We start from the raw sequence: 24,477 nt of genomic DNA on the forward strand, positions 1-24,477 counted from the left end.
CCGGTGCCGCCCGCCGCATCACACATGAAAAATCTGGAAAAATCACTCGCGCGGATGTCGCACGGCATCGAGGTCGTGGCCGGCCTGATCATGGGTCTGGTCACCCTGCTGGTCGTGGCCTCCGCGGTGGGGCGGTATCTCTTCGCATACCCGCTTCCCGACGCCTTCGACATGTCGCGCCTCCTGCTCGGGGCGGCGATCATGTGGGGCTTTGCCAGCGTCGGCTACCGCGGGTCCCACATCAAGGTCGATATCCTCGCCGAACGCTTGCCGCCGGGCCCGCGCCGCTGGATCGATACCTTCGCCTGGACCGTGCTGCTGATCTTTGCCGTCCTTCTGGCGTGGAAGCTGTTCGGCCGCGTCTCGAGCGCCGCCGCCAGCAACGAATCCACCATGGACCTGCGCCTGCCCGCCTGGCCGATGATGGGACTGATCTGGCTGGGCGTGCTGGTCAGCGTGCCCGCGATCCTCGCACGGCTGATCCTGATCGTGACGGGCCGGGGCACGCTGGATCCCTATGAAAGCATCGACGTGAAGGACGAGGCATGAGCGGCGACCTGATCGCGATCTCGGGGTTCGTCGCGCTGTTCGCCATGATGATCCTGCGGGTGCCCATCGGCGTGGCGATGGGTCTCGTCGGCGTCGGCGGATTTGCCGCCGTGGCGGGCTGGAAGCCCGCGCTGAACCTTCTGGCGCAATCGCCGATCCGCACGGTCACCGACTTCAACCTCACCCTCATTCCCTTCTTCGTCCTCATGGGTGTGCTGGCAACCAATTCCGGCATGTCGCGCGAGTTGTTCCGGACCGGTCGCCACTGGTTCGGCTTCATGCGGGGCGGCATGGCCATGTCGACCATCGGCGCATGTGCCGGGTTCGCCGCGATCTGCGGGTCGTCCGTCGCGACCGCGGCGACCATGACGAAGATCGCTCTGCCCGAAATGAAGCAGGCCGGCTACCCGGACGAGGTCTCGACCGGGGTCATCGCGGCGGGCGGCACGCTCGGCATCCTGATCCCGCCCTCCGTGGTGCTGGCGGTCTATGGCTACATCACCGAACAGGACGTGGGCGTGCTGTTCATCGCGGGCATCGTGCCCGGCATCATCGCCATCGGCATGTACATGCTCGCCGTCCGCCTCGCCTACGGCAGCCGTCTGCCGGCAGGAGAGACGTTCGACCTGCGGCAGGCCGTCGCGTCGCTGGCAGGCGTCTGGGCGGTCATGCTGCTCTTCATCCTCATCATCGGCTCGATATACTTCGGCTTCACCACGGCGACGGAGGCGGCCGCCGTGGGATCGTTCCTGACTGCGCTGATCGGCATCCTGCGGCGGCGGCTCTCGGCCCGCCTCCTCCTCGACAGCCTTGTCGAGGCGCTGCGGACCTCGGTCGCGATCTACACGATCCTGATCGGCGCGATCCTCTTCGGATACTTCCTCGCCGTCACGCAGAGCCCGCAGAAGATCACCGCCTGGCTCGTGGCGCTGGATCTGGGGGCCTACGGCACGCTCGCGCTGATCCTGCTTTTCTTCGTCATCATGGGCTGCATCCTCGATGCGATGGCGATGATCATCCTGCTGGTGCCCATCGTGTTTCCGATCGTCACCAAGCTCGGGTTCGACCCGATCTGGTTCGGCGTCATCATCGTGATGACCGTGGAACTGGGCCTGATCACGCCGCCGGTGGGGATGAACGTCTTCGTCATCAATTCCATCGCACGGGACGTCTCCCTGACGCAGATCTTCCGGGGTGTGCTGCCCTTCGTCGCCGCCGACATCATCCGCCTCGTCCTGCTGGTGGCGTTCCCGGTCCTCGTCCTCTGGCTGCCGACGACCATGCAATGAGGCGGTTCCCCACCATCTACTCCACCCTGATGCGCGAGAACGCGAAGGCGTTCCTCTACGGCATGGGCATGACCGACGCGGACATCGCCAAGCCCCAGATCGCCATCGCCCACACGGGCGGCGGCATGAGCCCCTGCAACATGAACCTCGGCGCGCAGGCGGCCATGGCCGCCGAAGGGGTGCGCCGCGCGGCGGGCTATCCGCACGAGACGCCCGTCGTGTCGGTCTCGGACGGTCTGACCATGGCGCATGCGGGCATGCGCTTCTCGCTCATCTCGCGCGAACTGATCGCCGACAGTATCGAGGCGACGATGCGCGCCCATTGCTGGGACGGCCTGATCGCCATCGGGGCCTGCGACAAGAACCTGCCGGGCATGATGATGGCTATAGTGCGGGTCAATGCCCCCGGCGTGTTCCTGCACGGCGGCGCGACCCTCCCCGGCATCGTGCGCGGGCGCGAGGTCTCTGCCCTCGATGCCTTCGAGACTGTGGGGCGGATGATCGCCGGTGACGCGGATCGCGCGGAGCTCGACGACTACCAGCGCCACGCCATCCCCGGCCCGGGGGCCTGCGCCGGGCAGTTCACCGCAAACACGATGGGCATGGTGTCGGAGGCGCTGGGCCTGTCGCCCGTGGGCGTATCGATGGTGCCCGCCGCGGACCCGACGCGGGAAGCGCTGCTGCATCGGGCCGCCCGTGCCCTTGTCGCGGCCATCGACGGCGACGGGCCGCTGCCCCGCGACATCGTCACCCGCGCCGCCATTGAAAACGCCTGCGCCATCGTCGCGGCGACCGGTGGCTCGACCAATGCTGCGCTGCACATCCCGGCCATCGCGCACGAGGCCGGCATCGACTTCGGCATCGCCGATGCCGCCCGCATCTTCCAGCGCACGCCGCTGATCGGAAACCTCAGCCCCGGGGGCCAATACCTCGCCACCCACGTCAACGCCATCGGCGGCACACCCGTCATCCTGAAAGAACTGATCGCCGGCGGCTATGTCGACGGCACGACACTGACCGTCACCGGTCAGACGCTGGCCGAGGCCGTCGCGGATGCCCTGCCACCGGACGGCGAGGTGATCCGCCCCCTGTCGAACCCCATCGCGCCGACCGGCGGCGTCGTGGTCCTGACCGGCAACCTCTGCCCGAAGGGTGCGCTTCTGAAGGTCGCGGGCCTGCCCTCCCTGACCTTTCGCGGCCCTGCCCGCGTCTTCGACGGCGAAGCCGCCGCGCAGAAGGCGGTCGAGACCCGCGCCTATGGTGAAGGCGAGGTCCTGGTGGTGCGCGGCGAAGGCCCGAAGGGCGCGCCGGGCATGAAGGAGATGCTGGGGATCACCGCGCTGCTTTACGGGCAGGGCATGGGTGCCAGAACGGCGCTGCTGACCGACGGCCGCTTCTCCGGCGCCTCGCGGGGCATGTGCATCGGCTACGCCTCGCCCGAGGCGGCGGTGGGCGGCCCGATCGCGCTGGTCGAGGACGGCGACATCATCGCCATCGATGCCCGCTCCGATGTCTCCAGCATCACGCTGGAGGTCGACGAGGCCACGCTGGAACGGCGCCGCGCCGCCCGGGGCACACCCGCCCTGCCCCGTCACGGCGGTTTGCTGGAGAAATATGCCGCCTCGGTGCAGGGGGCCGAGCGCGGCGCGGTCACCCATTCCGGGGCCGTGGACACGCGTGGAGATCTCGACTGATGGAACCCAATCCCTATGACCCGCGCCTGCGGGACGATCTGACCGACAACGAGAAGACCATCCTGCGCTTCATGGACGAGGTGATGCACGGCAACGACCTCTCGCTCCTCGATGAGCTGGTGGCGGAGGATTACATCCAGCACACCCCCGGCATCGGACAGGGCCGCAAGGGCGTGCGCAAATATATCGAGGAGGTCGGCCACCGGCGGCCGGGACGGCACGACTGGCGACCGGTGCAGATCTTCTCGCAAGGCGACATGGTGATCCTGCACAAGATCAGCGGCACCCATGTCTTCGCCGACTTCGTCCGCTTCAACGACAGGGGCCAGATGGTCGAACATTGGGACGTCGTGCAGCCGCACCCAGAACCCGGCTACGACCCGATGCGACCCTCGACGGAAAACCTCGACCGCTTCAGGACATTGTTCGATCTGGATCAGTCCAGTGCGAACAGCGACACGATCACCTGACCCTTCAGCCGCGCGCCGCTGCCGACGAACAGCGTCCGGTTGACCCAGGCATAGCGCGGATCGCCGGTTTCCAGCCGCGCGTGGGTGCGCATGTAGTAGGTGGCCGGATCGACGTCCTCCCCCCGGGCAACGGCGGCGATCACATCGGCGGGGCCGTGGCGAAAGCCGTAGTTCCTGATCTCGATCGTCGCTCCGTCCTCGGTCTCGAACCCGTAGCGTGTGTCAAGTTCCGCTAAGCCATCGGCAAAGATGGTCTGCCAGTCGGCGCCGAGGTTCAGGATCGTGCCATTGAGGCGCGGCCCCGAAACCCGCCCCCCCACGATGGGAACGATCCGTCGTCGCCCTGCACGCCCCGCCCCCATCTCGCGCAGCGGCCCAAGCGAGACCTCCAGATCGCAGACATGAGTGAGACCGGGAGGTGCAATTCTAGACATAGGTTCGTCCGCCGTCAGGTTCTGGTGACCCGATCCTACCCTGCCGGTCCATCGCAGACCAGCCGACCTAACAGGATGCCGCTTTGCCTAGACCGGCGCTTTGGCGTCTCCGGTTACGGCCCATAATGCTTGAATATAGTGCCGGTGGCTCATCTGGATCAGAAGACTCGGTCCGGTCCAGCCTGATCCAATCTCACCGAACTGGCAGCCCCGAGAAGCGCCGTGCGGGGAATTTCGAGGGTAAACGCACTCCCCAGTCCGGTTCCTGCGCTCGTGGCGAAGACCCTGCCACCGTGGAGTTGCATGAGTTGTTTGACCAGCGCCAGACCGATCCCCAGCCCTCCCTGCGCACTGTCGCGGTAACCGTCCACCTGCTCGAACAGATCGAAGATCGACTTCAGGGCATGCGCGGGCAACCCGAAACCGTTGTCGGTGACCGTAACGCGATACACCGCCGGTTCCTCGACCACCGACAGACCGATGCGACCGCTGTTGTCGGTATACTTGGCAGCGTTGATCAGCAGATTGATGATGCACTGTGTGATCCGCACCTGATCGGCCGTGACCGGCAGCGGCGTGTCGGGCAGGTCCAGCGTCAACACATGGCTCTTTTCTGCGATGGCCCCGTCCGCCATCGCAACCGCCATCCTGACCGCATCGCCCAGGTCGAAAGGTGCCAGTCGCAGTTCGATCTTGCCCTGACTGATGCGCGACACGTCCAGAAGATCGTCGACCAGCCGCAACAGGTGACTGCTCTGGTTCTGCATCAGACGGCCGATCTCCTCGGCCTTGTCCGGATCGCTGGCGCGTTGCAACAGCCGCAGCCCACCCTGCAGCGCCGCGATCGGGTTGCGCAGCTCGTGCACCAGGGTCGCGAGGAACTCGTTCTTGCGGCGATCGGCCGCCTCCAGCGCCAGCGCCTGCGCCTGCAGCTGGTCGCGCTGAAGTGAGATCGTGCGGCGCTGCTCATAGATCTGGGCAAAGACCTCTGCCTTGCTGCGCAGGATGTCCGGTTCGATCGGCTTCTGGATGAAGTCGACCGCCCCGGCATCGTAACCGCGAAAGCGACGCTCGGCGCTGTGGCTTCCGGCGGTGACAAAGATGATCGGCACGCGTCGGGTGCGCTCGCTGCCGCGCATCAGCTCGGCCAGTTCGAAACCGTCAAGGCCGGGCATCTGCACGTCGATCAGCGCCAGCGCCACATCGTGGTCAAGCAGCAGTTCCAGCGCCTCGTCGCCGGACCGCGCCTTCAGCAGGACCAGATCGTCGCGACGCAGCAGGGCTTCCAGCGACAGCAGATTTTCGGACAGGTCGTCGACGAGCAGGAATTTGACCGGGTCCGTCATGCGCAGGCCCCCTTCAGGTAGGACGTGATCTCGGCCAGCGACATGACCCGCGCCTGCGGACAGGAGGCGATGGCGGCTTCCGGCATCGCGCTGGCGTAGGCCGTCGCAGGGTCCTGGACGATGGCGACACCGCCGCCTGCCACGACTGCCTGCAATCCCTGCGCGCCGTCGTGGTTCGCGCCGGTCAGAATGATCCCGGTCAGCCCCTCGCCCCAGACATCCGCCGCGCTCTCGAAGGCCACGTCGATCGAAGGGCGCGAGAACAGCACCTCCGCGTCGCTCGACAGGGCGACGTGCCCCTCGTCCTCGATCAGCATGTGATAGTTGGGCGGCGCGAAGTAGATCCGGCCCGCCGCCACCGGCTCCTTGTCGGAAACCTCTACGGCAGGCAGCTGGCATTTCGCAGAAAATATCTGGGCCAGCACGCTGCGGCTGTGCGGCGGCACGTGGACGACGACATAGACCGGACAGGCGAAATCGGCGGGCAGGTCGGGCAGGATCGCCGACAGCGCCTCGAGCGCACCGGCCGAGGCACCGATGATGACGGCCTTCTGTGGCGTCCCGGTCATGACCCGATCCTCTGGTAGATCCGGTCGTCGGGGACGAAGTCGCGGAACGCGGCCGCGTGATGTGAGAAACGCAAAGTCTCCTTCGCGCCGAGGCCCAGGAAACCGCTGCGCGGCAGCGCGTCGCGGAACAGGCCGACGGCCCGGTCCTGCAGATCGCGGTCGAAATAGATCATGACATTACGGCAGGACACCAGATGCATTTCACCGAAAACCTGGTCGGTGACAAGGCTGTGATCCGAAAAGACGACGTTGCGACGCAAGGTCTTGTCCAGCACGCAGCGGTTATAGCCGGTCTGGTAGTAGTCCGAAAGTGACGTCGAGCCTCCGGACAGGCGGTGGTTCTCGGTGAACTGCCGCATCCTGTCGATGTCATAGACGCCCGCCTCTGCCTGCGCCAGCGCGTCGCGGTTGATGTCCGTGGCATAGAACAGCGTCCGTTCCTCCAGCCCTTCCTCGCGGAACAGGATGACGAGGGAATAGAGCTCTTCTCCCGTGCTGCATCCGGCGATCCAGACCTTGAGAGACGGGTAGGTCGCCAGATGCGGCACGACCTTCTTGCGGATCGCCAGAAAGTAGGACGGATCGCGGAACATCTCGCTGACCTGCACGGTCAGATAGCCCAGCATGCGCGGCATCATGTCCGGGTCATGCAACACCTTTTCCTGCAGCGCCGAAATGGTGGCGCAATCGAAGTCCGTCCGCGCCTGCCGCAGGCGGCGGCGCACCGACGACATGGCATAGCTGCGAAAGTCGTAGTGATAGCGCCGGTAGATCGCATCCAGCAGCAGCCGGATCTCGATGTCTTCAACCTTCTCTACCTTCGCGGTCATCGCGGCATCCAGACCCGCACCAGCGACAGCAGCTTGTCCACGTCCAGCGGCTTGGCCATGTAGTCGTTCGCCCCCGCCTCGATGCAGCGGCGCTGGTCGTCGGGCATCGCCTTGGCCGTCAGCATGATGATCGGCAGCTTCTTCCAGTCCCCATTGGCGCGGATCTGGCGGGTGGCGGTCAGGCCGTCCATCACCGGCATCATCACGTCCATCAGAACAAGGTCGATGGCCGTGTCGGATCCGCCGCCGGCCCGGCGCAGCTTCTCAAGGGCCTCCTCGCCATTGCGCGCGATCTCGACAACGGCACCGCGCGGTTCAAGGATGTTGGTCAGCGCGTAGATGTTGCGCACGTCGTCCTCCACCACAAGGATGCGGCGACCTTCCAACAGCGCATCGCGGTTGTGGGCCTTGCGGATCATCTTCTGCTGCTCGTCCGGCAGATCGGACACGACTTGATGTAGGAATAGCGTCACCTCGTCCAGCAGCCGCTCCGGCGACTTGGCGCCCTTGATGATGATGGACCGGGAATAGCGGCGCAGCTCCTGCTCCTCCTCCGCGCTCAGCACGCGCCCGGTGTAGACGATGACCGGCGGGAAGGAATGGCTGTCGTCGCGGCTGATCGTGTCCAGCAGCGCCAGCCCCGACGAGTCCGGCAGCGACAGGTCCAATACCATGCAGTCGAAGGTCTGCTCCTTCAGCAGCGCAAGGCATTCGGCCCCGGTCGCGGCCCCCACCGTTTCCACGTCATGAGAGGCGATGAGCGCGGCGACGGCGTCGCGCTGCACGGCGTTGTCCTCGACGATCAGGACGCGCCGGGTTGCCTGCGACACCTTCGCGTCCAGCGACTGCAACACAGAGATCAGCTCGTCGCGCAGCACCGGTTTCATCGCATAGCCGATGGCACCCAGCGACATCGCCCGGTCCGCCGCATCCTCGCCCGAAACGATGTGAATCGGGATGTGACGGGTGCGCACGTCGCGCTTCAGCCGGTCAAGCACCGACAGGCCCGACTGGTCCGGCAGACCGACGTCCAGCACGATGGCGCTCGGCATCTGCTGGCGCGCGAGGTCAAGCGCGTCCTGCGCCGTGTTGGCGACGATGGTGCGGAATTCCAGCTCTCGCGCCAGATCGCGCAGGATCGTGGCAAAGGCGGGATCGTCCTCGATGATCAGCAGCGTCCGCGCCTGATCGGCGGCCGCCTGACGGTCGTCCTGCACGATCTGCGGCGTCGCGGGCCGGGGCTTTGCCGGCACCGGCGGCTCCTCCGCCGGATCGTCCTGCGCCGCGACGGCCGGCTCTGCCATGGCGGCGAGCGCGGGCTTCACGGCTTCGGGGTCGAAGGCGGCCGGGATGGTTACGGTAAAGGTGCTGCCCTCGCCGGGCTTGCTGGTCAGCTGCAACGTGCCCCCCAGCAGGCGAACAAGCTCGCGCGAGATCGACAGGCCAAGACCCGTGCCGCCGAACCGGCGGCTGATCGTGCTGTCGGCCTGGTGGAACGCCTCGAATATCCGGCGCTGCTGATCGTCGGGAATGCCGATGCCCGTATCCGTGACGGCCAGCGCGATCCGGTCGTCCTCCGTCTGGCGCACCTTCAGCGTGACGCGCCCACCTTGCGTGAACTTGATGGCGTTCGACAGCAGGTTCTTGAGAACCTGCTCCACACGCTGCGGATCGGTCCGGATCTCGGCGGGGACGTCGTCGGCCACATTCACCACAAAGTCCAAGCCCTTGTCCTTGGCCAGCGGGTCGAACAGGCGCCGCACCCCGTCGACCATCCGCTGGACAGAGACCGGCTCGGGATTGATCTCGACGTGGCCCGCCTCGATCTTGGACAGATCGAGTATGTCGTTGATCAGATCCAGCAGGTCATTGCCCGCGGAATGGATCGTCTGGGCGAACTTGACCTGTTCGGGCGTCAGGTTGTCATCCGCATTGTCGGCCAGCAGCTTCGACAGGATCAGCGAGGAGTTCAGCGGCGTGCGCAACTCATGCGACATGTTGGCAAGGAAATCGGACTTGTAGCGGCTGGCCTGCTCGACCTCCCGCGCTTTGGCCTGGATATCCGCGTTCGCCTTTTCCAGATGATTGCGCTGCCGCTCCAGCTCCTCCGCCTGCTCCTCCAGCTGGCTGTTCGTCTGTTCCAGCTCGACCTGCTGCACCTCCAGCCGCGCGGCGGATTCCTTCAGGGCCCGCCCCTGCTCCTCCAGTTCCTCGTTCGAGACGCGCAACTCCTCCCCCTGCAGCTGCAGCGTCTCGGATTGCTGCTGCATCTCCAGCACCAGCTCGCGCAGGCGGGTCCGGTAGGCCGCGGACCGGATCGCCACGGCCACGGTCGACGACGCCCTTTCCAGCAGGGTCAGCACCTGCTCCGGGATCGGGTTGAGGAAGCCAAGCTCGACGAGGCCCGCGACCTCTCCGTCGACGATGGCCGGCGCCAGAGCCAGATAGCGCGGCCGCGCCTGCCCCAGGCCCGAACCGAAGGCCATGTAGCCTTCGGGGACCTCGCCAACGGCGATAGGCCGGTGATCCTGCAGGACGTGACTGAAAAGGCTGTCGCTCTTGCCCAGCCGTGCGGCAATGGCGGACTTGTCCGGCACCCCCTGCACCGCAGCAAGATCGAAATTGTCATCCTTCTCGACGTAAAGCGTCCCCGCGACTGCGCCCAGGGAATTGGTCAGGGCCTGCAACGTGCGCTGCGCCACCTGCTCGATCGACAATTCGCCTGCGACATGCTCACCCAGACCCAGTTGCGTGGTCTGGACCCATTGCTGCCTGCGCGCGGCCAGCGCCGCGCGTCGCATGATCAGGCCGATGATGACGGTCAGCGCGGCACCCAGCAGTCCGGTTGCGATGCTGACGAAGTCGGCGAACCTGAAATCGCGCGCCATGCGGTCGAGGCGCTGCGTCCGCACGTCGGTTTCCGCCGACCGCAGATCGGCGATCAGGCTGCGGATGGTGTCCATCACCGCAATGCCTTCGTCGGCATTCATCTCGGCAATCGCGGCCGCCTGCCCGGCGGTGCGATAGGTCGTGATGCTTTGCTCCATGATATCGAACTTGTCCTGGATGGTGATCTCCAGCTCGTCGAACTGGGCGCGCTGCGCACCATCGTCGACCACTAGGGCGCGCGCCTGCGACAAACGGCTTGCCAGACGCCCGACCGCCGCAAGATAGGGTGCCAGATACTGCTCGTCGCCCGTCAGCAGAAAGCCCCGGTGACCCGTTTCCGCATTCTGCACGTCCAGCAAAAGCTGATCGACGGCGACGATGGTCTGATGGGTCTGGACAACGCGATCGTTGCTGCCCTGAAGACGTGCGGTCACATAGATGGAAATGGCGCCGCTCAGGACGAAGAACGACAACGCCGCGACCAGACCCAGCGTCGTCATGGGACCGAATCCCAGCCAACCGAACTTGCCGGCTATGTCCTGTTTTCTGTGCATGCCGACGCCAATCCTTCAAAACGTGTCACCCCAGCGACAAAGTTCAGAAATTGAAGTCATGGTCAACGCGCAGCATAGCCCAAAGACCAAACCCGCCTAAGATAAGGGGGGCCGAGGACCGCGACAGCGTCGTCGGGCCCTCCCGAAGGGATTTCGCAAAGGGCCGGTCAGGCGGGACATGTTCCGCCGGTCAGTGTGCAGTTCGCGCGTGGCTGCGGCGGGCCGTCTGCGGGACGTCCGCGATCGTGTGGGCCAGAACCTGTGTCTCGTAGGATTTCAGCTCCGGGTGCGCGATCATCATGCGGCGCTGATTGTCCGGGTCGCAAAGCTCTGGAAACAACAGTTCGAATTCCTTCCGGATCTCGGGGCGAATGCTCCGGAGGGTCAGGTCGCCGAGAAAGAGGCTCTCGGCTTCGACGCCGTTCGCCAGAAGGGTCACATGCTCACCGCACAGAATGTGATGGTATGTCACCGACTCCATCTCGTAGGCGTAATGCGCCAAGGTGCCGACCAGACACTTCGCGGCGGCAAAGCCACCGTCCAGACCAAAGAGATATTCGGCCGCAGGATGGCGAAGAAGGATGCGGTGCTGCTGCGAGACGACAAGATCTTCTCTGGGCGCCAAACCAGACGACATGCATCCTTGGATGCGGACGGGCACCAGACGTGCGTAGGCATCGGAACCCAATTCAGCGAGATTGATCCTTTTTTCGCCCCGCCACAGCACCTGATGATGGCAACCGTCCGTCCCGATCACGTAGTCGCCAACCCGAATATTCTCGATGGCGATGTTACCCTTCGAAGTCATGATGCGGGTGCCCGATGCAAAGCAGGGAACGAAGTCCGGCAGGCCAATGCCCGTGTTTGCACTGATATCGATCCTGAACGTAATTGCTGATAATGGCGGCAATCCATTCGGCAGGTAGAAATAGAGCTGCCCCCCGGCTTCGAAGATCGCGATCGGGTTTGAAAACAAGGTAATTCCGCTAAAGCCCAAGGTCGAAATCGTTCCTCCGCCGATATAGGTCAGCGTTTGGGGATCGGATGATCCGGCCAATGTAAACCGGGACGATCCCGTATCGCTCGCATCGAGGGTTCCATCATTGCCAGTGATGGTGCCTGTCACCGCCGGGTCCAGGTCGTTAAGCACATTCTGATTGATCAGACCTCCCAGATTCAGGGACGCCAGGGTTCCGTCGTAGGGTCTGACGGAAATCGTGGATTCACCCATTCTCTTCATCCTCCCAAACGCCACCGTCGAGATATTGACGGAAGATGAAAGATTTTGAGGAGGCGCCTATTGCGTTGTCAAAGACAAAAAAGTTAATAAGAATCGTTGATGTATTTTACAAAATCATGAAAATTTAATTAATGTCGAGATTTAGCACTCAGATCGATGCGAAAGGCCTCACATTCATTTAATTGCGTTTCGCGTTAACTATTTTTTAACCAATCACAATATGATCCAAAAATCCTACCGGATTCCGGTTCTTTCGCGAATTTCCTGAAGATTGCAGTTAAAAGATTCGCCGAAGCACCCAAACGCATCGATAGTCAACTTGAGGGTGATTCGCATTAACGCGGCAGTTGACTCGGATTTCCAGTCTTGTCTTTAAAATCCAACGGCCGGAATTGAAGGTAACGATCGGGATAACGTCCCGGGATGTGTTGCAGCTGTCGGCGAACATCGTGTGTCCCGGTATGGGTAAGTTGCGACACCAATTCGAACCAGGGTCGACCTCCTCTCACCTGCTGCGCAAAATGCTCGGCCTGCGACAGACTATCTCCTTCAGAAGATCGCCGGGGCTGGCCGCCGAGATCTGCGCCGGTGCTGCCCTCCGCCGGGAGAGAACCTCGACGCGTCAGATGCGGCACAGATCACAGTCCAAGATGGCTGAGACTCGGATGGTCTTCGGGCCTCGGCCCCTGCGGCCAATGAAATAACCGATCGGCGGGCGCGATGGGAACGTCGTTGATAGAGGCATGACGTTCGGCCATGTAACCTTGCGCGTCAAAGGCCCAATTCTCGTTGCCGTGAGCACGGAACCATTGCCCCGCCGCGTCGTGGTATTCGTAGCAGAACCGCACTGCGATGCGGTCGTCGCCGTGAGACCATATCTCCTTGATCAGCCGGTAATCGCGTTCGGCCTCCCACTTGCGCGTCAGGAAGGCCACCACGGCGGCGCGCCCGGTGAGGAACGTCGATCGGTTGCGCCACCGCGTGTCGGGCGTATAGGCCAGCGAGACCGCCTTTGGATCCTGCCCATTCCAGGCGTTCTCGGCTATCCGCACCTTCAGCACCGCGTCGGCGTGGCTGAAGGGAGGAACGGGCATACGGGTCATCGCGGGTTCCTCATGGCGTGGATCCTACCAGCTGTTGTAGCCCAGATACTTGCCCGACATCTCGACCTTCACCCGGTCACCCTTGGGGTTTTCCTCGCGGGTGACGGACATGTGGAAGTCGATGGCCGACATGATGCCGTCGCCGAATTTTTCCTGAATCAGCGCCTTCAGCGTCGGGCCATAGACCCCCACGATCTCGTAAAAGCGATAGATGCAGGGATCGGTCGGCACGGACTGGGTCCAGATCTTGGTCGGGCTTTCCGACAGCAGGCTTTCCGCCTCTTGCGGCAGGCCCATGGCGCTGACCATCAGCTTGGCCTTCTCGGCCGGAAACGCGTTCATGCCCATCGCGGCGGAATGGGTCCAGACCGGGGACATGCCGATCTTGTCGGCGATCTGTTCCCAGGTCATCCCGGTCTGCTTCTTGGCCGACAGGATCATGGCGGTCACGTCTTCACGGGTCATCGTTTCGGTCATCGCAAGGTCTTTCACTGGTTGCTCCTCTCTCGGTCTTAGCTGTTGACGGCGCGAAGGGCCGGTCGCAGGTCCTCCGGGTCGTCGGTGGGGTCCGTCCGGTCGATGCGCACGGTTTCGGGGCGGTTGGTGTCGGTGCCGGTCTGCTGACCCGCCAGTTCCTTCGACCGGCGGCCGAGGAACTGCACCAGATGATTGCGGATCGCGTAGTAGTTCGGATGCTCCACGATCTCGGTCCGACTACGGGGCCTTGGAATCGTGATTTCGACGCTTTCGGCGACGCGGGCGAAGGGGCCGTTGGTCATCAGCAGGATGCGGTCGGCCAGCAGGATCGCCTCGTCGATGTCGTGGGTGATCATGAAGACGGTCTGTTCGGTGCCACCCCAGATCTTGAGCAGTTCGTCCTGGATCGTGCCCCGCGTCAGCGCATCCAGCGCGCCGAAGGGTTCATCCAGAAGCAAGAGCTTGGGGTGGTTGGCAAAGGCCCGCGCGATCGACACGCGCTGGCGCATGCCACCCGACAGCTGGCTGGGCTTGCGATGGATCACGTCGCCCTCCAGCCCGACCATGGCGAGGTATTTGGTCGAATGTTCGACGACCTGCGCCCTCGACCATTCCGGGTGGCGGGCGGCGACGCCGAAGGTCACGTTCTTCAGCGTCGACAGCCAGGGCAGCAGGGAATAGTTCTGGAACACGACCCCCGGTCGAGGCTGGGGCCGCGCACCTCCTGACCGTCCATGACGACGGCACCGCTGGTGGGATCGGCAAGGCCCGCGAGGATATTCATGATCGTGGACTTGCCGCAGCCGGAATGGCCGAGGATGACGACGAACTCGCCCTTTTCGACGCCGAAGGTGGCATCCTCGAAGACCGTAAGCGTGCCGCCCTGCCCGTCCGGAAAGCGCTGGGTCAGTTTCTCGATGCTCAGGAATGGTTTCATCGGATGGCTCCTTATTCGACGTAGGTGACGCGGGTCGCCAGCAGGCCGAACATCGCGTCCAGCAGCATGCCCACGACGCCGATCATGAGGATCGAGAAGATGACGGAGGTGAGGTCGAGGTTGTTCCACTCGTTCCAGACGTAGTAGCCGATGCCGGTGCCACCGACGAGCATCTCGGCCGCGACGATGACCAGCCAGGCGATCCCGATGGAAATCCGCATCCCCGTCACGATGGTCGGCGCGGCGGCAGGCAGGATCACGGTGAAGGCGGTCCTGAGCGAGCCCAGTTCGTGGGTGCGGGCCACGTTGACCCAGTCCTTGCGCACGCCCGCCACGCCGAAGGCGGTGTTCAGCAGCATCGGCCAGATCGAGCAGATGAAGATGACAAAGATTGCCGAGGCTTCGCTGTCCTGAATGATGAACAGCGCCAGCGGCATCCACGCGAGCGGCGAAATCGGGCGCAGCACCTGGATGAATGGGTTGAGCGCCTTGTAGGCCACCGGCGACATGCCGATCAGGAACCCCAGCGGGATCGCGATCAGCGCGGCCAGCGCATAGCCCGTCAGCACGCGCGAGATCGAATAGCCGATCTGGATGCCGATGCCCTTGTCGTTGGGGCCCGCGTCGTAGAACGGATTGCTCAGCTCTTCCCAGGCCTTGGCGATGACCTGGCTGGGCGGCGGCACGCCGGCCCGCGGCGCGCCCCCGCCGGTCAGGCGTTCGTATTCCGTCAACTCACCGGCAGCCTGCTGCGCGGGGATCGCAAGTTCCCAGATCGTCAGGCCGACGACCAGCAGCAGGACCGACATGATCGCCGCGCGGGCATTGAGTGAAAGGCCCTGCACCGCTCAGCCCTTCTTGATCGCGAAGCTGTCGACGTAGGCGGCAGGTTCCGCCGGATCGAAAGTCTTGCCCATGATCGTGTGGGATTTGTAGTTCTCCGCCGGGGCCTCGTAGCCCAGATCGGTCATCACCTTGCGGCAGTCGGCCGCCAGATAGACCTGCTCGGCCACGCCTTTGTAGTCGACGTCGCCCTCGATATAGCCCCACCGCTTCATCTGGGTCAGGATCCAGACGCCCATCGACTGCCAGGGGAACGGGTCGAAGTCGATGCGATCGGGGACCTGCTTCACCTCGCCCAGGCCGTCGGCATAGGTGCCGGTCAGCACCTGTTCAATCACCGTCACTGGCTGGTTGAGGTAGTTCGTCGGCGCGATGGCCTCCGAGATTTCCTTTCGGTTTTCAGCCTTCTGCGCGTATTGCGTCGCGTCCACGATGGACTTCAGCAAAGCGCCATAAGTGTTGGGCAGCTCGGTCGCAAAGGACAGCGGTGCGGCGAAAGCGCAGCACGGGTGCCCCTCCCAGATCTCCTTTGTCAGGATGTGGATGAAGCCGATGCCTTCGTAGACGGCGCGCTGGTTGAACGGATCGGGCGAGAGGTAGCCGTCGATGTTGCCGGCCCGCAGGTTCGCCACCATCTCGGGCGGCGGGACGACGCGGATCTGGATGTCGACGTCCGGGTCCAGCCCGAATTCGGCCACATAGTAGCGCAGCAGGAAGTTGTGCATCGAATATTCGAACGGCACGCCAAAGGTCATGCCCTTCCACATCTTGGGGTCGCGCTTGTCCAGGTGCTCGTTCGACAGCACGATCGCCTGACCGTTGATGTTCTCGACCGCGGGCATGATGTAGGGTTCGGCCACGGACCCCGCCCCCAGCGTCATGGCCAGCGGCATCGGCGTCAGCATGTGGCTGGCATCGTATTCCCCCGCCAGCGACTTGTCGCGCGCCACTGCCCAGCCGGCGGTCTTGATGACCGAGGCGTTCAGCCCGTAGCGGCTATAGAAGCCCAGCGGTTCTGCCATGATGATCGGCGTCGCACAGGTGATCGGCACGAACCCGATGTTGAGATCGGTCTTTTCGGGCGTGCCGAGATTGTCGAGGATCGCGGCCTTTGCCTCGTTGATCGGAAAGACCGAGGCCAGCGCCGCCGCGACCGTGGTGCCGCCCATCATCCCCATGAAGGACCGCCGCCCGATGTCGCTCTGCCCGAAGACGGACCGGACGATGGCGCTTTCGACCGCGCGTTCGAGAATGCCGTCGGTGGTGGTCACGTCGATGCGGTCGTTTTGCGCCACAGCCGCGCTGACGCAGCCCCCGCAGCCGCAATCGGCCCCATGTCGCAGATCGGTGCTGGCGGAAAACGGGTTACCGAGGCTCTTGAAGGTCATCTGTCGCTCCATCTGGCTGAGTTGAACCGATCATGTGGCAGGGCCAGACGGATCAGAAGCGTGGCGCCACAAATTTGCGCTTTCCAAAATTCACATTCAAAACAGCTTGTTAACACAGATATAGCTGTGACGTGCATTACGATATTTCGTAAATTACGATTTCTCGTATTGCGTGCCTCAGTGCAGAGGGGCTCACATGACATCATGCAGGACCGCCCGCCATCCTTCGATTCCCACCTCGCCGGTGCCTTTGGCCCGACCCTTCTGATCGACCTCGACACCGACCGCATCCTGGCCGCATCGCCTGACGCGGTCCGGCTCTTTTCCGACGAAACCCTCGTGGGCAGCCGCCTTTCCACACGGATCGCGCAAGATTTCACGCAGCTCGTCGTCTTCATCGACGAGGTCTTTCACCGGGCAGAGGCCTGGACCCGTCTGGTCGCCTTCCGGACCGCGCAGGTCCAGATGCTGCGCTGCGAATTGCGGGGACGCGCCATGACCCATGTCGGCCCGCATGTCGTGCTGCTGAACATCATCGACCTTGACGCTCTCGATCACCGCACGGAACGCGCCGAGGCCGCCCGCATGCATGGTGGCGGCCTGCTGGAATGGCAGCGGGCGCAGGCGTTCTTTTCCGAACTGGAACGTCAGAACCAGTTGATCCTGAACGCCGCCGGCGAAGGCATCTACGGCGTCAACGCCGACGGCAAGACCACCTTCGTCAATCGCGCTGCGCAGGAAATGCTGGGCTGGACGACCGAGGACCTGCTGGGCCGTGACATCCACAACATGATCCACCACCACCACCTGAGTGGAGAGGTCTATCCCTCGCAGCACTGCCCGATCTACCGGTCCTTCCGGTTCGAGCAGGTCAACCGGATCGAGGACGAGGTATTCTGGCGCAAGGACGGCAAGCCGATCCGCGTCGAATACGTTTCGACCCCGATCTACGAAGGGCAGGTGCTGGTCGGCGCCGTCGTGATCTTTCGCGACATCACCGAGCGGTGGGAAAATGAACGCAAGCTGCGCGACGCGATGGAAGAGGTCGGTGCCCTCCGCGACCGGCTGATGCAGGAAAACGCTTACCTGCAGGAAGCGATCAATCTGGAGCGCGCGCACCACGACATCATCGGTCATTCCTCGTCGGTGCGGCAGGTCATCGGCCAGATTGATCTTGTCGCGCGCACCGACACCAACGTGCTGATCACCGGAGAAAACGGGACCGGCAAGTCGCTCGTCGCGTCGGCGGTGCACAACGAAAGCCCGCGCAGCCGACGGCCGATGATCCATTTCAAGGGCGGCGCCGTGCCCCCCGACGCGATCGAGAGCGAGCTGTTCGGTCATATCCGCGGCGCCTTTACCGGTGCCCTGCGCGATCGCCCCGGAAAGCTGGAACTGGCCCACGGCGGAACGCTCTTCATCGACGAGCTTTGCGACATCCCGCTCGACCAGCAGGGCAAGCTACTGGCGGTGCTGCAACGGCGGTCCGTCGCGCGACTGGGCGAGGATCGCGAACGCGCGCTCGACCTGCGGATCATCGCCGCAACTGCACGCAACTTGGATCGCGAAGTGCAGGCGGGCCGGCTGCGGCAGGACCTCGTGCTGTTCCTGAACGTTTTTCCGATCCACTGCACGCCGCTGCGCGACCGGCCAGAGGACATCCCGCCCCTTGTCGCTCACCTGCTGAAGCTGGCTTGCAAACGTCTGGGCCGCCGCGTGCCGGTGGTCACCGAAGGGATCATGGCCCAGTTGCAGCGCTACGACTGGCCCGGCAACGTGCGCGAACTGGCCAACGTGATCGAACGCAGCGCCATCGTGTCCCACGGCGACAAGCTGGTCGTGGACATCCGCACGCCTACGCAGCCCAGCATCCGCGGCACCACGGCCCTGCTGACAGATGCCGAAATCGACCAGATCCGAATCGCGAACACGATTGCCTGCCTGAAGGAAACAGGGGGCCGTGTGTCCGGCCCGGACGGCGCCGCGGCCATGCTTGGACTGCAGCCGACGACGCTCTATTCGCGAATCCGGTCTTTGGGCCTCACAGCACTTGATTGAATGTCTCAAGGTCTGGTGCCGCGTCGTTCGCGCCGAAGAAAATTTTGTACTGTGCCCGCAAGCCGCGTTTGTCCGCTAAGCGGGACGAAGCTGCCATTTTGCCTGCAAACTCAATGTCCGCTTTGCTACCCATAACTCCCGACACCTTCTGACGAAGGCGAAGAATTAGGACGAACCAGACGGAACCGAATGTGCCGGCCCCGTCTGGTTTGAGTTATCCTTCGCTCGACTCAGCACTTAGAACTCCGCAAGCACAGTCTTTCCGATGGCACTGCCGCTTTCCTGGTGCGCGTGGGCGCTGCGAAGGTTCTTTGCGGTGATGTTTCCGCCATCGCGGTTCGCGGATGTTTGGATGCGGCCTTCATTGACCAGACCGGCGACGCGATCCAGCAGGCGATGCTGCTCGGTCATATCTTCGGTATGATGCTGCGAGCGGGTGAACATGAATTCGAAGTGCAGGGTCAGCGCCTTTGGTTTGAGCGCCAAAGCGTCGAGTGTCTTGGGATCATCGATCAGAGCGATGGTGCCGCGTGGAGCGATTAAATCGATGATAGCGGCCCAGTTCTGTTCGGTGCCGGTCAGCGAAGCGACGTATCGCGGCGCTATGCCAAGGGCCTTCAACTGTGCCGTCATATCCTTGTGGTGATTGACGACATGATCGGCGCCCATCTTGCGGACCCAATTCTGCGTATCGGCGCGAGAGGCCGTGGCAATGACCGTCAGTTTGGTCAGTGCCTTGGCAATCTGGATCAGGATCGAGCCGACTCCGCCTGCGCCACCCAAGATCAGTATCGCATCGCCGGCGCCACCGCCTTCGGGTATTTTCATGCCGTCGAACAGCAGCTCCCACGCGGTGATCGAGGTCAGTGGTAAAGCGGCTGCCTCTGCGTCGGTCAGCGACGATGGCTTGTGCCCGACGATGCGCTCGTCAACGACGTGCAGCTGTGCGTTCGTGCCGGGCCGATCTATGGCACCAGCGTAGAACACCGCGTCGCCGGGGGAAAAGATGGTGACGTTCGTTCCGACCGCCTTGACTGTGCCGCTGGCATCCCAGCCGAGCACCTTCCAGCCCTCGTCGGGGGCCATTGCCTTGCGAATCTTGGTGTCAACCGGGTTAACCGAGATCGCGGCGACCTCGACCAGGAGGTCGTGCGGGCCCAGGTCGGACTCGGTCGGATCGGGCAGCTCGATGTCCTGCAGGGACTTGGGGTCGTCGATAGGCAGGCTTTGCTGGTATCCGATGGCTTTCATGGGATCGTCCTTTTAGATATTTTTTTGGTAATAGTGTCGATTGGTTGCAACAGAATGGTCGTCTTCACAGCGTCCATTGCCTCTGGATAAGGCGTGCAAAGTAACCTGCTTCATAGTAGGCCGTTACCGCATATGAAACCGGCATGGTATGATCGATCAAGCGCGTAACATTCGCCGCAGCCATTCGCACAGCATGCAACACAGGTCCGGTGAGCGGATAAAGGCACCCTCAGTTTCTGCCAGCTTGATTGTAAAACGATCGTTTTGCATCGGTGTCTATGGCCAGAACTCGACACGCTCGGCATAGGCACGGATCTCAACGGGGCGACCGACGGCGCGACCGTCCACCGAGTAGCGGTTCTTGTCGAACCGAACGAGGCAGGGTGAAGGGCGTCCCGGGATTGGTCCAGCGGACCAATTCAGCCCTGAACGGGCGGAGCCCCTGACTTGGACACCAACGCAGGCAGCGCGTGAAAGCCATTGAACGGGCCGACATAGGTGGGCATCTTGTCCCGCAAAGCCCAACGTCGAACGATGCTCAAAAATCCCATGTCGATCACGCTAATATCCCTGACAAATCCCGTCAGGGGCAAGGTTCCACATGGGTCAAATCTCAGTGACAATTTCGACTGCTGCTGGGTCAGTTCTCAGTGACATCCAACACACGGCGTAGCGAATGAGAGACAAGTTCATTGTCCGGGTCTGGGTGCCGCCATGATGCGTCCCCGATCGCCCCTTTTGTCCGCAAACCCGTCCGAAAATCAAGTTGCCCGACTACCCATCGCGAAGGCAATCTGGGACAGCCTTCGCATTTGTCCACCAAACCCATGTTTAAAGGATCGCCTCTTGCGCCGGTCAGCCGGTTGCGGGTTTAAGTCCGAATGTATTGCCGCCCGTCCCGCTATTCTTCGGCCAAGTGCAGCATCGCGGCCTTTATGGCCGTCAGTCGTGCCGGGGCGCTACGGCTCAACGGATCCAGCATATTGCCGCAGATCCGCCTCAGCGCGTCTGTTTTGCGATCAACTGGTCAAAACGCTTTTGATGATTCTGCCAAAGTCTTCCAGTTTCGCCGCGAGCGGATTTGTTCTGCGCCAGACGATGCCGATCGTCCGTGACGGTCGGGGTTCGGGAAATCGCGCGACAGCCACAGGAGCCGACTTCGTTTCCAGCGGGACGGCGATCTCCGGAATGAGCGTCAGCCCCATGCCGGCTCCGACCATTTGCACAAGCGTCGAAAGCGAACTGCCTTCCATCAGGTATCGCGGTTCGTCGGCACCCATCTTGCAGAAACTCAGTGCCTGATCGCGAAAGCAATGACCTTCGGCCAGCAGCAGCAGCCCCCGCTTGCGAAGGACGTCGGGACTGGGCACTGGCTTGCCGTCTTCGCTCAGCGGCCGCAGCAGCAGAAATTCCTCCTTAAAAAGCGCAACCTCCTGCAGCGTCGGCTCTGATATCGGCAACGCGACGATCGCTGCATCAAGAGTGGAATTTGCAAGGTCCGCAATGAGTGAACGTGTGATATTCTCTTTGGGCTGCAGTTCGAGCGCAGGCATTTCGGTTGTCATCGCCTTCATGATTTGCGGCAGAAGATACGGCGCGACTGTAGGAATGACACCAAGCCGCAACCGTCCCGCAAGGGGACCGGGCGCCGAACGCACCAGATCCTCGAGCTCGCGCACCTCCGACAGGATGCTGCGGGATCGTGTTAGAAAATCCTCACCCAAGGCGGTCAGCCTGATCTCTCTCGCCAAGCGCTCTACCAAAGGGCCGCCAAGCATCCTTTCAAGCTCCTTCATCTGCACCGAAAGGGCCGGCTGGGATATGCCGACGGAGTCGGCAGCACGGCCGAAGTGGGAATGACGGGCAAGGGCGTCGAAATATCTGAGATGCTTGAGTGTAAGGCCTATCATTAGCTTAAACTATCGGCTGGGTCATGAAAATCAATTGGAAGTTATCCATGGCAATGGCTAAGTTGCGAAAACTGGAAATATCCGACGGAGAATACGATGGACGGGAACAAGGTTACGACAGGCGGGTGCCCCGTGATGCACGGCAGCAATACAGCCCTGAACAACCACCCCACCAAGTGGTGGCCAAAGATGCTGAACTTGGACATCCTGCATCAGCATGGGGCCCGCGCAAACCCCATGGACGCCGACTACAATCACCGCGAAGCCGTCAAGACGCTCGACTTTCAGGGCGTGTGGGATGATGTCGATGCACTGCTGACCGACAGCCAGGTCTGGTGGCCCGCCGACTGGGGACACTACGGCGGTCTCTTCATTCGCATGTCATGGCACTCGGCCGGGTCGTACCGTCTGGCCGACGGTCGCGGTGGTGCCGGCACCGGTAACTTGCGTTTCGAACCCCTGAACTCCTGGCCGGACAATGCCAGTCTGGACAAGGCGCGGCGCATCCTTTGGCCCGTCAAGAAGAAATACGGGAATGCCTTGTCCTGGGCCGACCTGATGGTTCTGGCGGGGACTGTGGCCTATGCCAACATGGGGCTGAAGGTCTATGGTTTCGCTTTCGGCCGAGAGGACATCTGGGCACCGGAAATCGACATCAACTGGGGGAACGACAGCGAAATCCTCGCTCCCACTGACGAGCGTGTAGCTGATATCGACGACCCGGATTCGATGTACGACCCACTTGCGGCGTCGCACATGGGATTGATCTATGTGAATCCCGAGGGCGTCAACGGCAACCCCGATCCGGCCAAGACAGCCCGCTACGTTCGCACGACCTTTGCCAGAATGGCCATGAACGATCTGGAAACAGCGGCTTTGACGGTGGGTGGCCATACCGTCGGCAAGTGTCACGGCGGCCTTGCCGCGAGTGAAATCGGCGCCGGCCCCTCAGATGGCGACATCATCAATGCAGGCTTCGGCTGGAGCAACTCTGGCTTCGATGGCAACGCGAACACCGTTCATACATCCGGACTCGAAGGGGCGTGGACCAGCAATCCGACCAAGTGGGACAACGGCTACCTCGACCTGCTCTTCAAGTACGACTGGCAACCGGTGAAATCCCGCTCTGGCGCGTGGCAATGGGAGCCGATCAATATCGCAGAAGAGGACAAGGTACCGGATTCAACAGATCCGGCAATCAAGCACAATCCGATCATGACCGACGCAGACATGGCGATGAAGGTTGATCCTGTCTACCGCGAGATTTGCGAAAGGTTTTATGCGAACCCGGACTACCTGTCGGAGACCTTTGCCAAGGCTTGGTTCAAGCTGACCCATCGGGATATGGGGCCAAAGGCCATTTATCAGGGCCCATATGTCCCGCAGGAAGACCTGGTATGGCAGGATCCGGTGCCCGCAGGCTCCACGGACTATGACGTTGACGCGGTAAAGGCGAAGATTTCCGAAAGTGGACTGAGCATCGCAGAATTGATGGCCACCGCTTGGGACAGCGCGCGAACCTATCGTGGCTCCGACCGGCGAGGTGGCGCGAACGGTGCGCGGATACGCTTGGCCCCGCAGAAGGACTGGATTGGTAACGAACCCGATCGTCTGGCCAAAGTTCTGAGCGTTCTGGAACCCATCGCCAGCCAAACAGGTGCATCCATTGCGGATGTGATCGTTCTGGCCGGCAACGTGGGACTGGAACGGGCAATCACTGCGGCCGGTCACGACGTCGTCGTACCTTTCACAGGCGGACGTGGTGACGCGACCGACGAGATGACGGACGTCGACAGTTTCTCGGTTCTGGAACCCCTCGCTGATGGTTTCCGTAACTGGAGAAAGCAAGCTTACGATACCGCCCCCGAAGAACTGTTGCTTGACCGAGCGCAGCTGATGGGCCTCACGGGAGCCGAAATGACGGTGCTGGTCGGTGGACTTCGTGTGCTTGGCGTCAATTACGGAAACGCCAAGCTCGGAGTTTTCACGCAGCGAGAAGGTCAGTTAACCACCGACTTCTTTCAGACAATCACCGATATGGATTTGAAGTGGGTTCCGACCGAAGATCAAGGAACTTACCAGTTGCAGGACCGCGCCACCGGCCAGGTCAAATACACGGCAACAAGCGCCGATCTCGTCTTCGGATCGAACTCCATCCTGCGTGCCTACTCAGAGGTCTATGCGCAGGACGACAACGAGGCAAAGTTCGTTCGCGATTTCGTGGCGGCCTGGACGAAAGTGATGAATGCCGATCGCTTCGATCTGGCGGCCTGAGAATGAAGTGTTCGGGCAGGGTAAAACCTGCCCGAACATCATGGGTCTTAATTCAAGACGATAGCGCTTCACCCTACCTTTCATGGCCCGGTGCTTCTGATCGTCCGCTTGCGCGCTATGCTGAAATTCATGAAACGCCTGTGAGAGACTTGGTTACTCGCGCGAAACAGGTGCAGAGAGTGCGGTAAGAGATAATGTCCACAAAGCGCACATTTTTAGAAACCCTTCCTGCGCTGATCGACTGGTTGCGGGATCAGGCCCGGATGTACTGCCACTGACCTGCCACGGGAATTTTCCTCCACCGTCGATTATAGTCCGGCCCAACCTGAGGAGGGACAATGAAACGAACGAGATTCACAGACGAACGGATCA

20 protein-coding genes and 1 pseudogene are annotated in these 24,477 nt (G+C 62.5%); 6 read left to right on the top strand and 15 right to left on the bottom strand.

Annotated elements, in window-relative coordinates; all coding sequences use genetic code 11:
• Positions 1-24: 24 nt before the first annotated feature.
• The 4 genes from BUA54_RS07705 to BUA54_RS07720 are packed head-to-tail and all read left to right on the top strand — an operon-like array spanning position 25 to position 4,002.
• The gene (locus BUA54_RS07705) at positions 25-549 is read left to right on the top strand and encodes a TRAP transporter small permease (RefSeq protein WP_072856632.1); all 525 of its coding nucleotides are present in this window, start codon (positions 25-27) and stop codon (positions 547-549) included.
• Positions 546-1,838 (top strand): TRAP transporter large permease, encoded by a 1,293-nt coding sequence (locus BUA54_RS07710; RefSeq protein WP_072856633.1) that lies wholly within the window; start codon positions 546-548, stop codon positions 1,836-1,838. The genes BUA54_RS07705 and BUA54_RS07710 overlap by 4 nt, the downstream gene beginning before the upstream one ends.
• On the top strand, positions 1,835-3,532 hold the full coding sequence (locus BUA54_RS07715) for a dihydroxy-acid dehydratase (RefSeq protein ID WP_072856634.1): 1,698 nt from the start codon (positions 1,835-1,837) through the stop codon (positions 3,530-3,532). Before BUA54_RS07710 ends, BUA54_RS07715 begins: the two co-directional genes overlap by 4 nt.
• A complete protein-coding gene (locus BUA54_RS07720) occupies positions 3,532-4,002 on the top strand; it encodes a nuclear transport factor 2 family protein (protein ID WP_072856635.1) in 471 nt (156 codons plus the stop codon). Before BUA54_RS07715 ends, BUA54_RS07720 begins: the two co-directional genes overlap by 1 nt.
• On the opposite strand, the gene BUA54_RS07725 is transcribed toward BUA54_RS07720, so the two are convergent.
• The 12 genes from BUA54_RS07725 to BUA54_RS07775 form a co-directional block, all read right to left on the bottom strand.
• A complete protein-coding gene (locus BUA54_RS07725) occupies positions 3,969-4,436 on the bottom strand; it encodes a DUF3237 domain-containing protein (protein WP_072856636.1) in 468 nt (155 codons plus the stop codon). The genes BUA54_RS07720 and BUA54_RS07725 overlap by 34 nt on opposite strands.
• A 158-nt stretch (positions 4,437-4,594) precedes the next feature.
• Complete coding sequence (locus BUA54_RS07730; RefSeq protein ID WP_072856637.1) at positions 4,595-5,782, bottom strand: hybrid sensor histidine kinase/response regulator; 1,188 nt, start codon at positions 5,780-5,782, stop codon at positions 4,595-4,597.
• Positions 5,779-6,351, bottom strand: coding sequence for a chemotaxis protein CheB (locus BUA54_RS07735; protein ID WP_072856638.1), 573 nt, complete (start codon positions 6,349-6,351; stop codon positions 5,779-5,781). Before BUA54_RS07735 ends, BUA54_RS07730 begins: the two co-directional genes overlap by 4 nt.
• Positions 6,348-7,181, bottom strand: a complete 834-nt coding sequence (locus tag BUA54_RS07740; RefSeq protein ID WP_072856639.1) for a CheR family methyltransferase — start codon at positions 7,179-7,181, stop codon at positions 6,348-6,350. The genes BUA54_RS07735 and BUA54_RS07740 overlap by 4 nt, the downstream gene beginning before the upstream one ends.
• Positions 7,178-10,624, bottom strand: a complete 3,447-nt coding sequence (locus BUA54_RS07745; RefSeq protein WP_084114206.1) for a response regulator — start codon at positions 10,622-10,624, stop codon at positions 7,178-7,180. Before BUA54_RS07745 ends, BUA54_RS07740 begins: the two co-directional genes overlap by 4 nt.
• 190 nt (positions 10,625-10,814) lie before the next feature.
• Positions 10,815-11,855 (bottom strand): Hint domain-containing protein, encoded by a 1,041-nt coding sequence (locus tag BUA54_RS07750; RefSeq protein WP_072856640.1) that lies wholly within the window; start codon positions 11,853-11,855, stop codon positions 10,815-10,817.
• A gap of 647 nt (positions 11,856-12,502) precedes the next feature.
• Positions 12,503-12,967: a nuclear transport factor 2 family protein gene (locus BUA54_RS07755; protein WP_072856641.1), complete on the bottom strand. Its 465-nt coding sequence runs from the start codon at positions 12,965-12,967 to the stop codon at positions 12,503-12,505.
• 24 nt (positions 12,968-12,991) lie between these two features.
• Positions 12,992-13,459, bottom strand: a complete 468-nt coding sequence (cynS, locus tag BUA54_RS07760) for a cyanase (protein ID WP_245810594.1) — start codon at positions 13,457-13,459, stop codon at positions 12,992-12,994.
• Positions 13,460-13,479: 20 nt separating this feature from the next.
• The gene (locus tag BUA54_RS07765; protein WP_281250635.1) at positions 13,480-14,136 is read right to left on the bottom strand and encodes an ABC transporter ATP-binding protein; all 657 of its coding nucleotides are present in this window, start codon (positions 14,134-14,136) and stop codon (positions 13,480-13,482) included.
• Positions 14,094-14,381 carry an ATP-binding cassette domain-containing protein gene (locus BUA54_RS21745; RefSeq protein WP_281250636.1) on the bottom strand — a complete coding sequence of 96 codons (288 nt, stop codon included), beginning with the start codon at positions 14,379-14,381 and terminating at the stop codon, positions 14,094-14,096. Before BUA54_RS21745 ends, BUA54_RS07765 begins: the two co-directional genes overlap by 43 nt.
• Positions 14,382-14,392: 11 nt before the next feature.
• On the bottom strand, positions 14,393-15,226 hold the full coding sequence (ntrB, locus tag BUA54_RS07770; protein WP_143155368.1) for a nitrate ABC transporter permease: 834 nt from the start codon (positions 15,224-15,226) through the stop codon (positions 14,393-14,395).
• Between the two features lie 3 nt (positions 15,227-15,229).
• Positions 15,230-16,612, bottom strand: a complete 1,383-nt coding sequence (locus tag BUA54_RS07775; RefSeq protein ID WP_072856695.1) for a CmpA/NrtA family ABC transporter substrate-binding protein — start codon at positions 16,610-16,612, stop codon at positions 15,230-15,232.
• A gap of 204 nt (positions 16,613-16,816) precedes the next feature.
• Here BUA54_RS07775 and BUA54_RS07780 point away from each other — a divergent pair, with 204 nt between their 5' ends.
• The gene (locus tag BUA54_RS07780) at positions 16,817-18,670 is read left to right on the top strand and encodes a sigma-54 interaction domain-containing protein (protein WP_072856642.1); all 1,854 of its coding nucleotides are present in this window, start codon (positions 16,817-16,819) and stop codon (positions 18,668-18,670) included.
• 237 nt (positions 18,671-18,907) lie between these two features.
• On the opposite strand, the gene BUA54_RS07785 is transcribed toward BUA54_RS07780, so the two are convergent.
• The 3 genes and pseudogenes from BUA54_RS07785 to BUA54_RS07790 all read right to left on the bottom strand — a co-directional run bounded on the left by BUA54_RS07785 (position 18,908) and on the right by BUA54_RS07790 (position 21,831).
• A complete protein-coding gene (locus tag BUA54_RS07785; protein ID WP_072856643.1) occupies positions 18,908-19,921 on the bottom strand; it encodes a zinc-binding alcohol dehydrogenase family protein in 1,014 nt (337 codons plus the stop codon).
• A 282-nt stretch (positions 19,922-20,203) separates the two neighbouring features.
• Positions 20,204-20,436: pseudogene (locus BUA54_RS20540) on the bottom strand (Mu transposase domain-containing protein); the annotation flags it as partial.
• A 504-nt stretch (positions 20,437-20,940) separates the two neighbouring features.
• Entirely contained in the window at positions 20,941-21,831 is an 891-nt protein-coding gene (locus tag BUA54_RS07790; protein ID WP_072856644.1) for a hydrogen peroxide-inducible genes activator, read from the bottom strand.
• A gap of 96 nt (positions 21,832-21,927) precedes the next feature.
• On the opposite strand from BUA54_RS07790, the gene katG reads away from it, so the two are divergent.
• Complete coding sequence (katG, locus tag BUA54_RS07795; RefSeq protein ID WP_072856645.1) at positions 21,928-24,105, top strand: catalase/peroxidase HPI; 2,178 nt, start codon at positions 21,928-21,930, stop codon at positions 24,103-24,105.
• Positions 24,106-24,477 lie beyond the last annotated feature (372 nt).

It is taken from the genome of Loktanella atrilutea, from assembly GCF_900128995.1.
Classification (GTDB): Bacteria; Pseudomonadota; Alphaproteobacteria; order Rhodobacterales; family Rhodobacteraceae; genus Loktanella; species Loktanella atrilutea.

Coding starts and splice junctions, on each gene's coding strand:
- BUA54_RS07705 (WP_072856632.1), top strand. CDS start 25: ATGAAAAATCTGGAAAAATCACTCGCGCGGATGTCGCACGGCATCGAG.
- BUA54_RS07710 (WP_072856633.1), top strand. CDS start 546: ATGAGCGGCGACCTGATCGCGATCTCGGGGTTCGTCGCGCTGTTCGCC.
- BUA54_RS07715 (WP_072856634.1), top strand. CDS start 1,835: ATGAGGCGGTTCCCCACCATCTACTCCACCCTGATGCGCGAGAACGCG.
- BUA54_RS07720 (WP_072856635.1), top strand. CDS start 3,532: ATGGAACCCAATCCCTATGACCCGCGCCTGCGGGACGATCTGACCGAC.
- BUA54_RS07725 (WP_072856636.1), bottom strand. CDS start 4,436: ATGTCTAGAATTGCACCTCCCGGTCTCACTCATGTCTGCGATCTGGAG.
- BUA54_RS07730 (WP_072856637.1), bottom strand. CDS start 5,782: ATGACGGACCCGGTCAAATTCCTGCTCGTCGACGACCTGTCCGAAAAT.
- BUA54_RS07735 (WP_072856638.1), bottom strand. CDS start 6,351: ATGACCGGGACGCCACAGAAGGCCGTCATCATCGGTGCCTCGGCCGGT.
- BUA54_RS07740 (WP_072856639.1), bottom strand. CDS start 7,181: ATGACCGCGAAGGTAGAGAAGGTTGAAGACATCGAGATCCGGCTGCTG.
- BUA54_RS07745 (WP_084114206.1), bottom strand. CDS start 10,624: ATGCACAGAAAACAGGACATAGCCGGCAAGTTCGGTTGGCTGGGATTC.
- BUA54_RS07750 (WP_072856640.1), bottom strand. CDS start 11,855: ATGGGTGAATCCACGATTTCCGTCAGACCCTACGACGGAACCCTGGCG.
- BUA54_RS07755 (WP_072856641.1), bottom strand. CDS start 12,967: ATGACCCGTATGCCCGTTCCTCCCTTCAGCCACGCCGACGCGGTGCTG.
- BUA54_RS21745 (WP_281250636.1), bottom strand. CDS start 14,381: ATGAAACCATTCCTGAGCATCGAGAAACTGACCCAGCGCTTTCCGGAC.
- BUA54_RS07775 (WP_072856695.1), bottom strand. CDS start 16,612: ATGACCTTCAAGAGCCTCGGTAACCCGTTTTCCGCCAGCACCGATCTG.
- BUA54_RS07780 (WP_072856642.1), top strand. CDS start 16,817: ATGCAGGACCGCCCGCCATCCTTCGATTCCCACCTCGCCGGTGCCTTT.
- BUA54_RS07785 (WP_072856643.1), bottom strand. CDS start 19,921: ATGAAAGCCATCGGATACCAGCAAAGCCTGCCTATCGACGACCCCAAG.
- BUA54_RS07790 (WP_072856644.1), bottom strand. CDS start 21,831: ATGATAGGCCTTACACTCAAGCATCTCAGATATTTCGACGCCCTTGCC.
- katG (WP_072856645.1), top strand. CDS start 21,928: ATGGACGGGAACAAGGTTACGACAGGCGGGTGCCCCGTGATGCACGGC.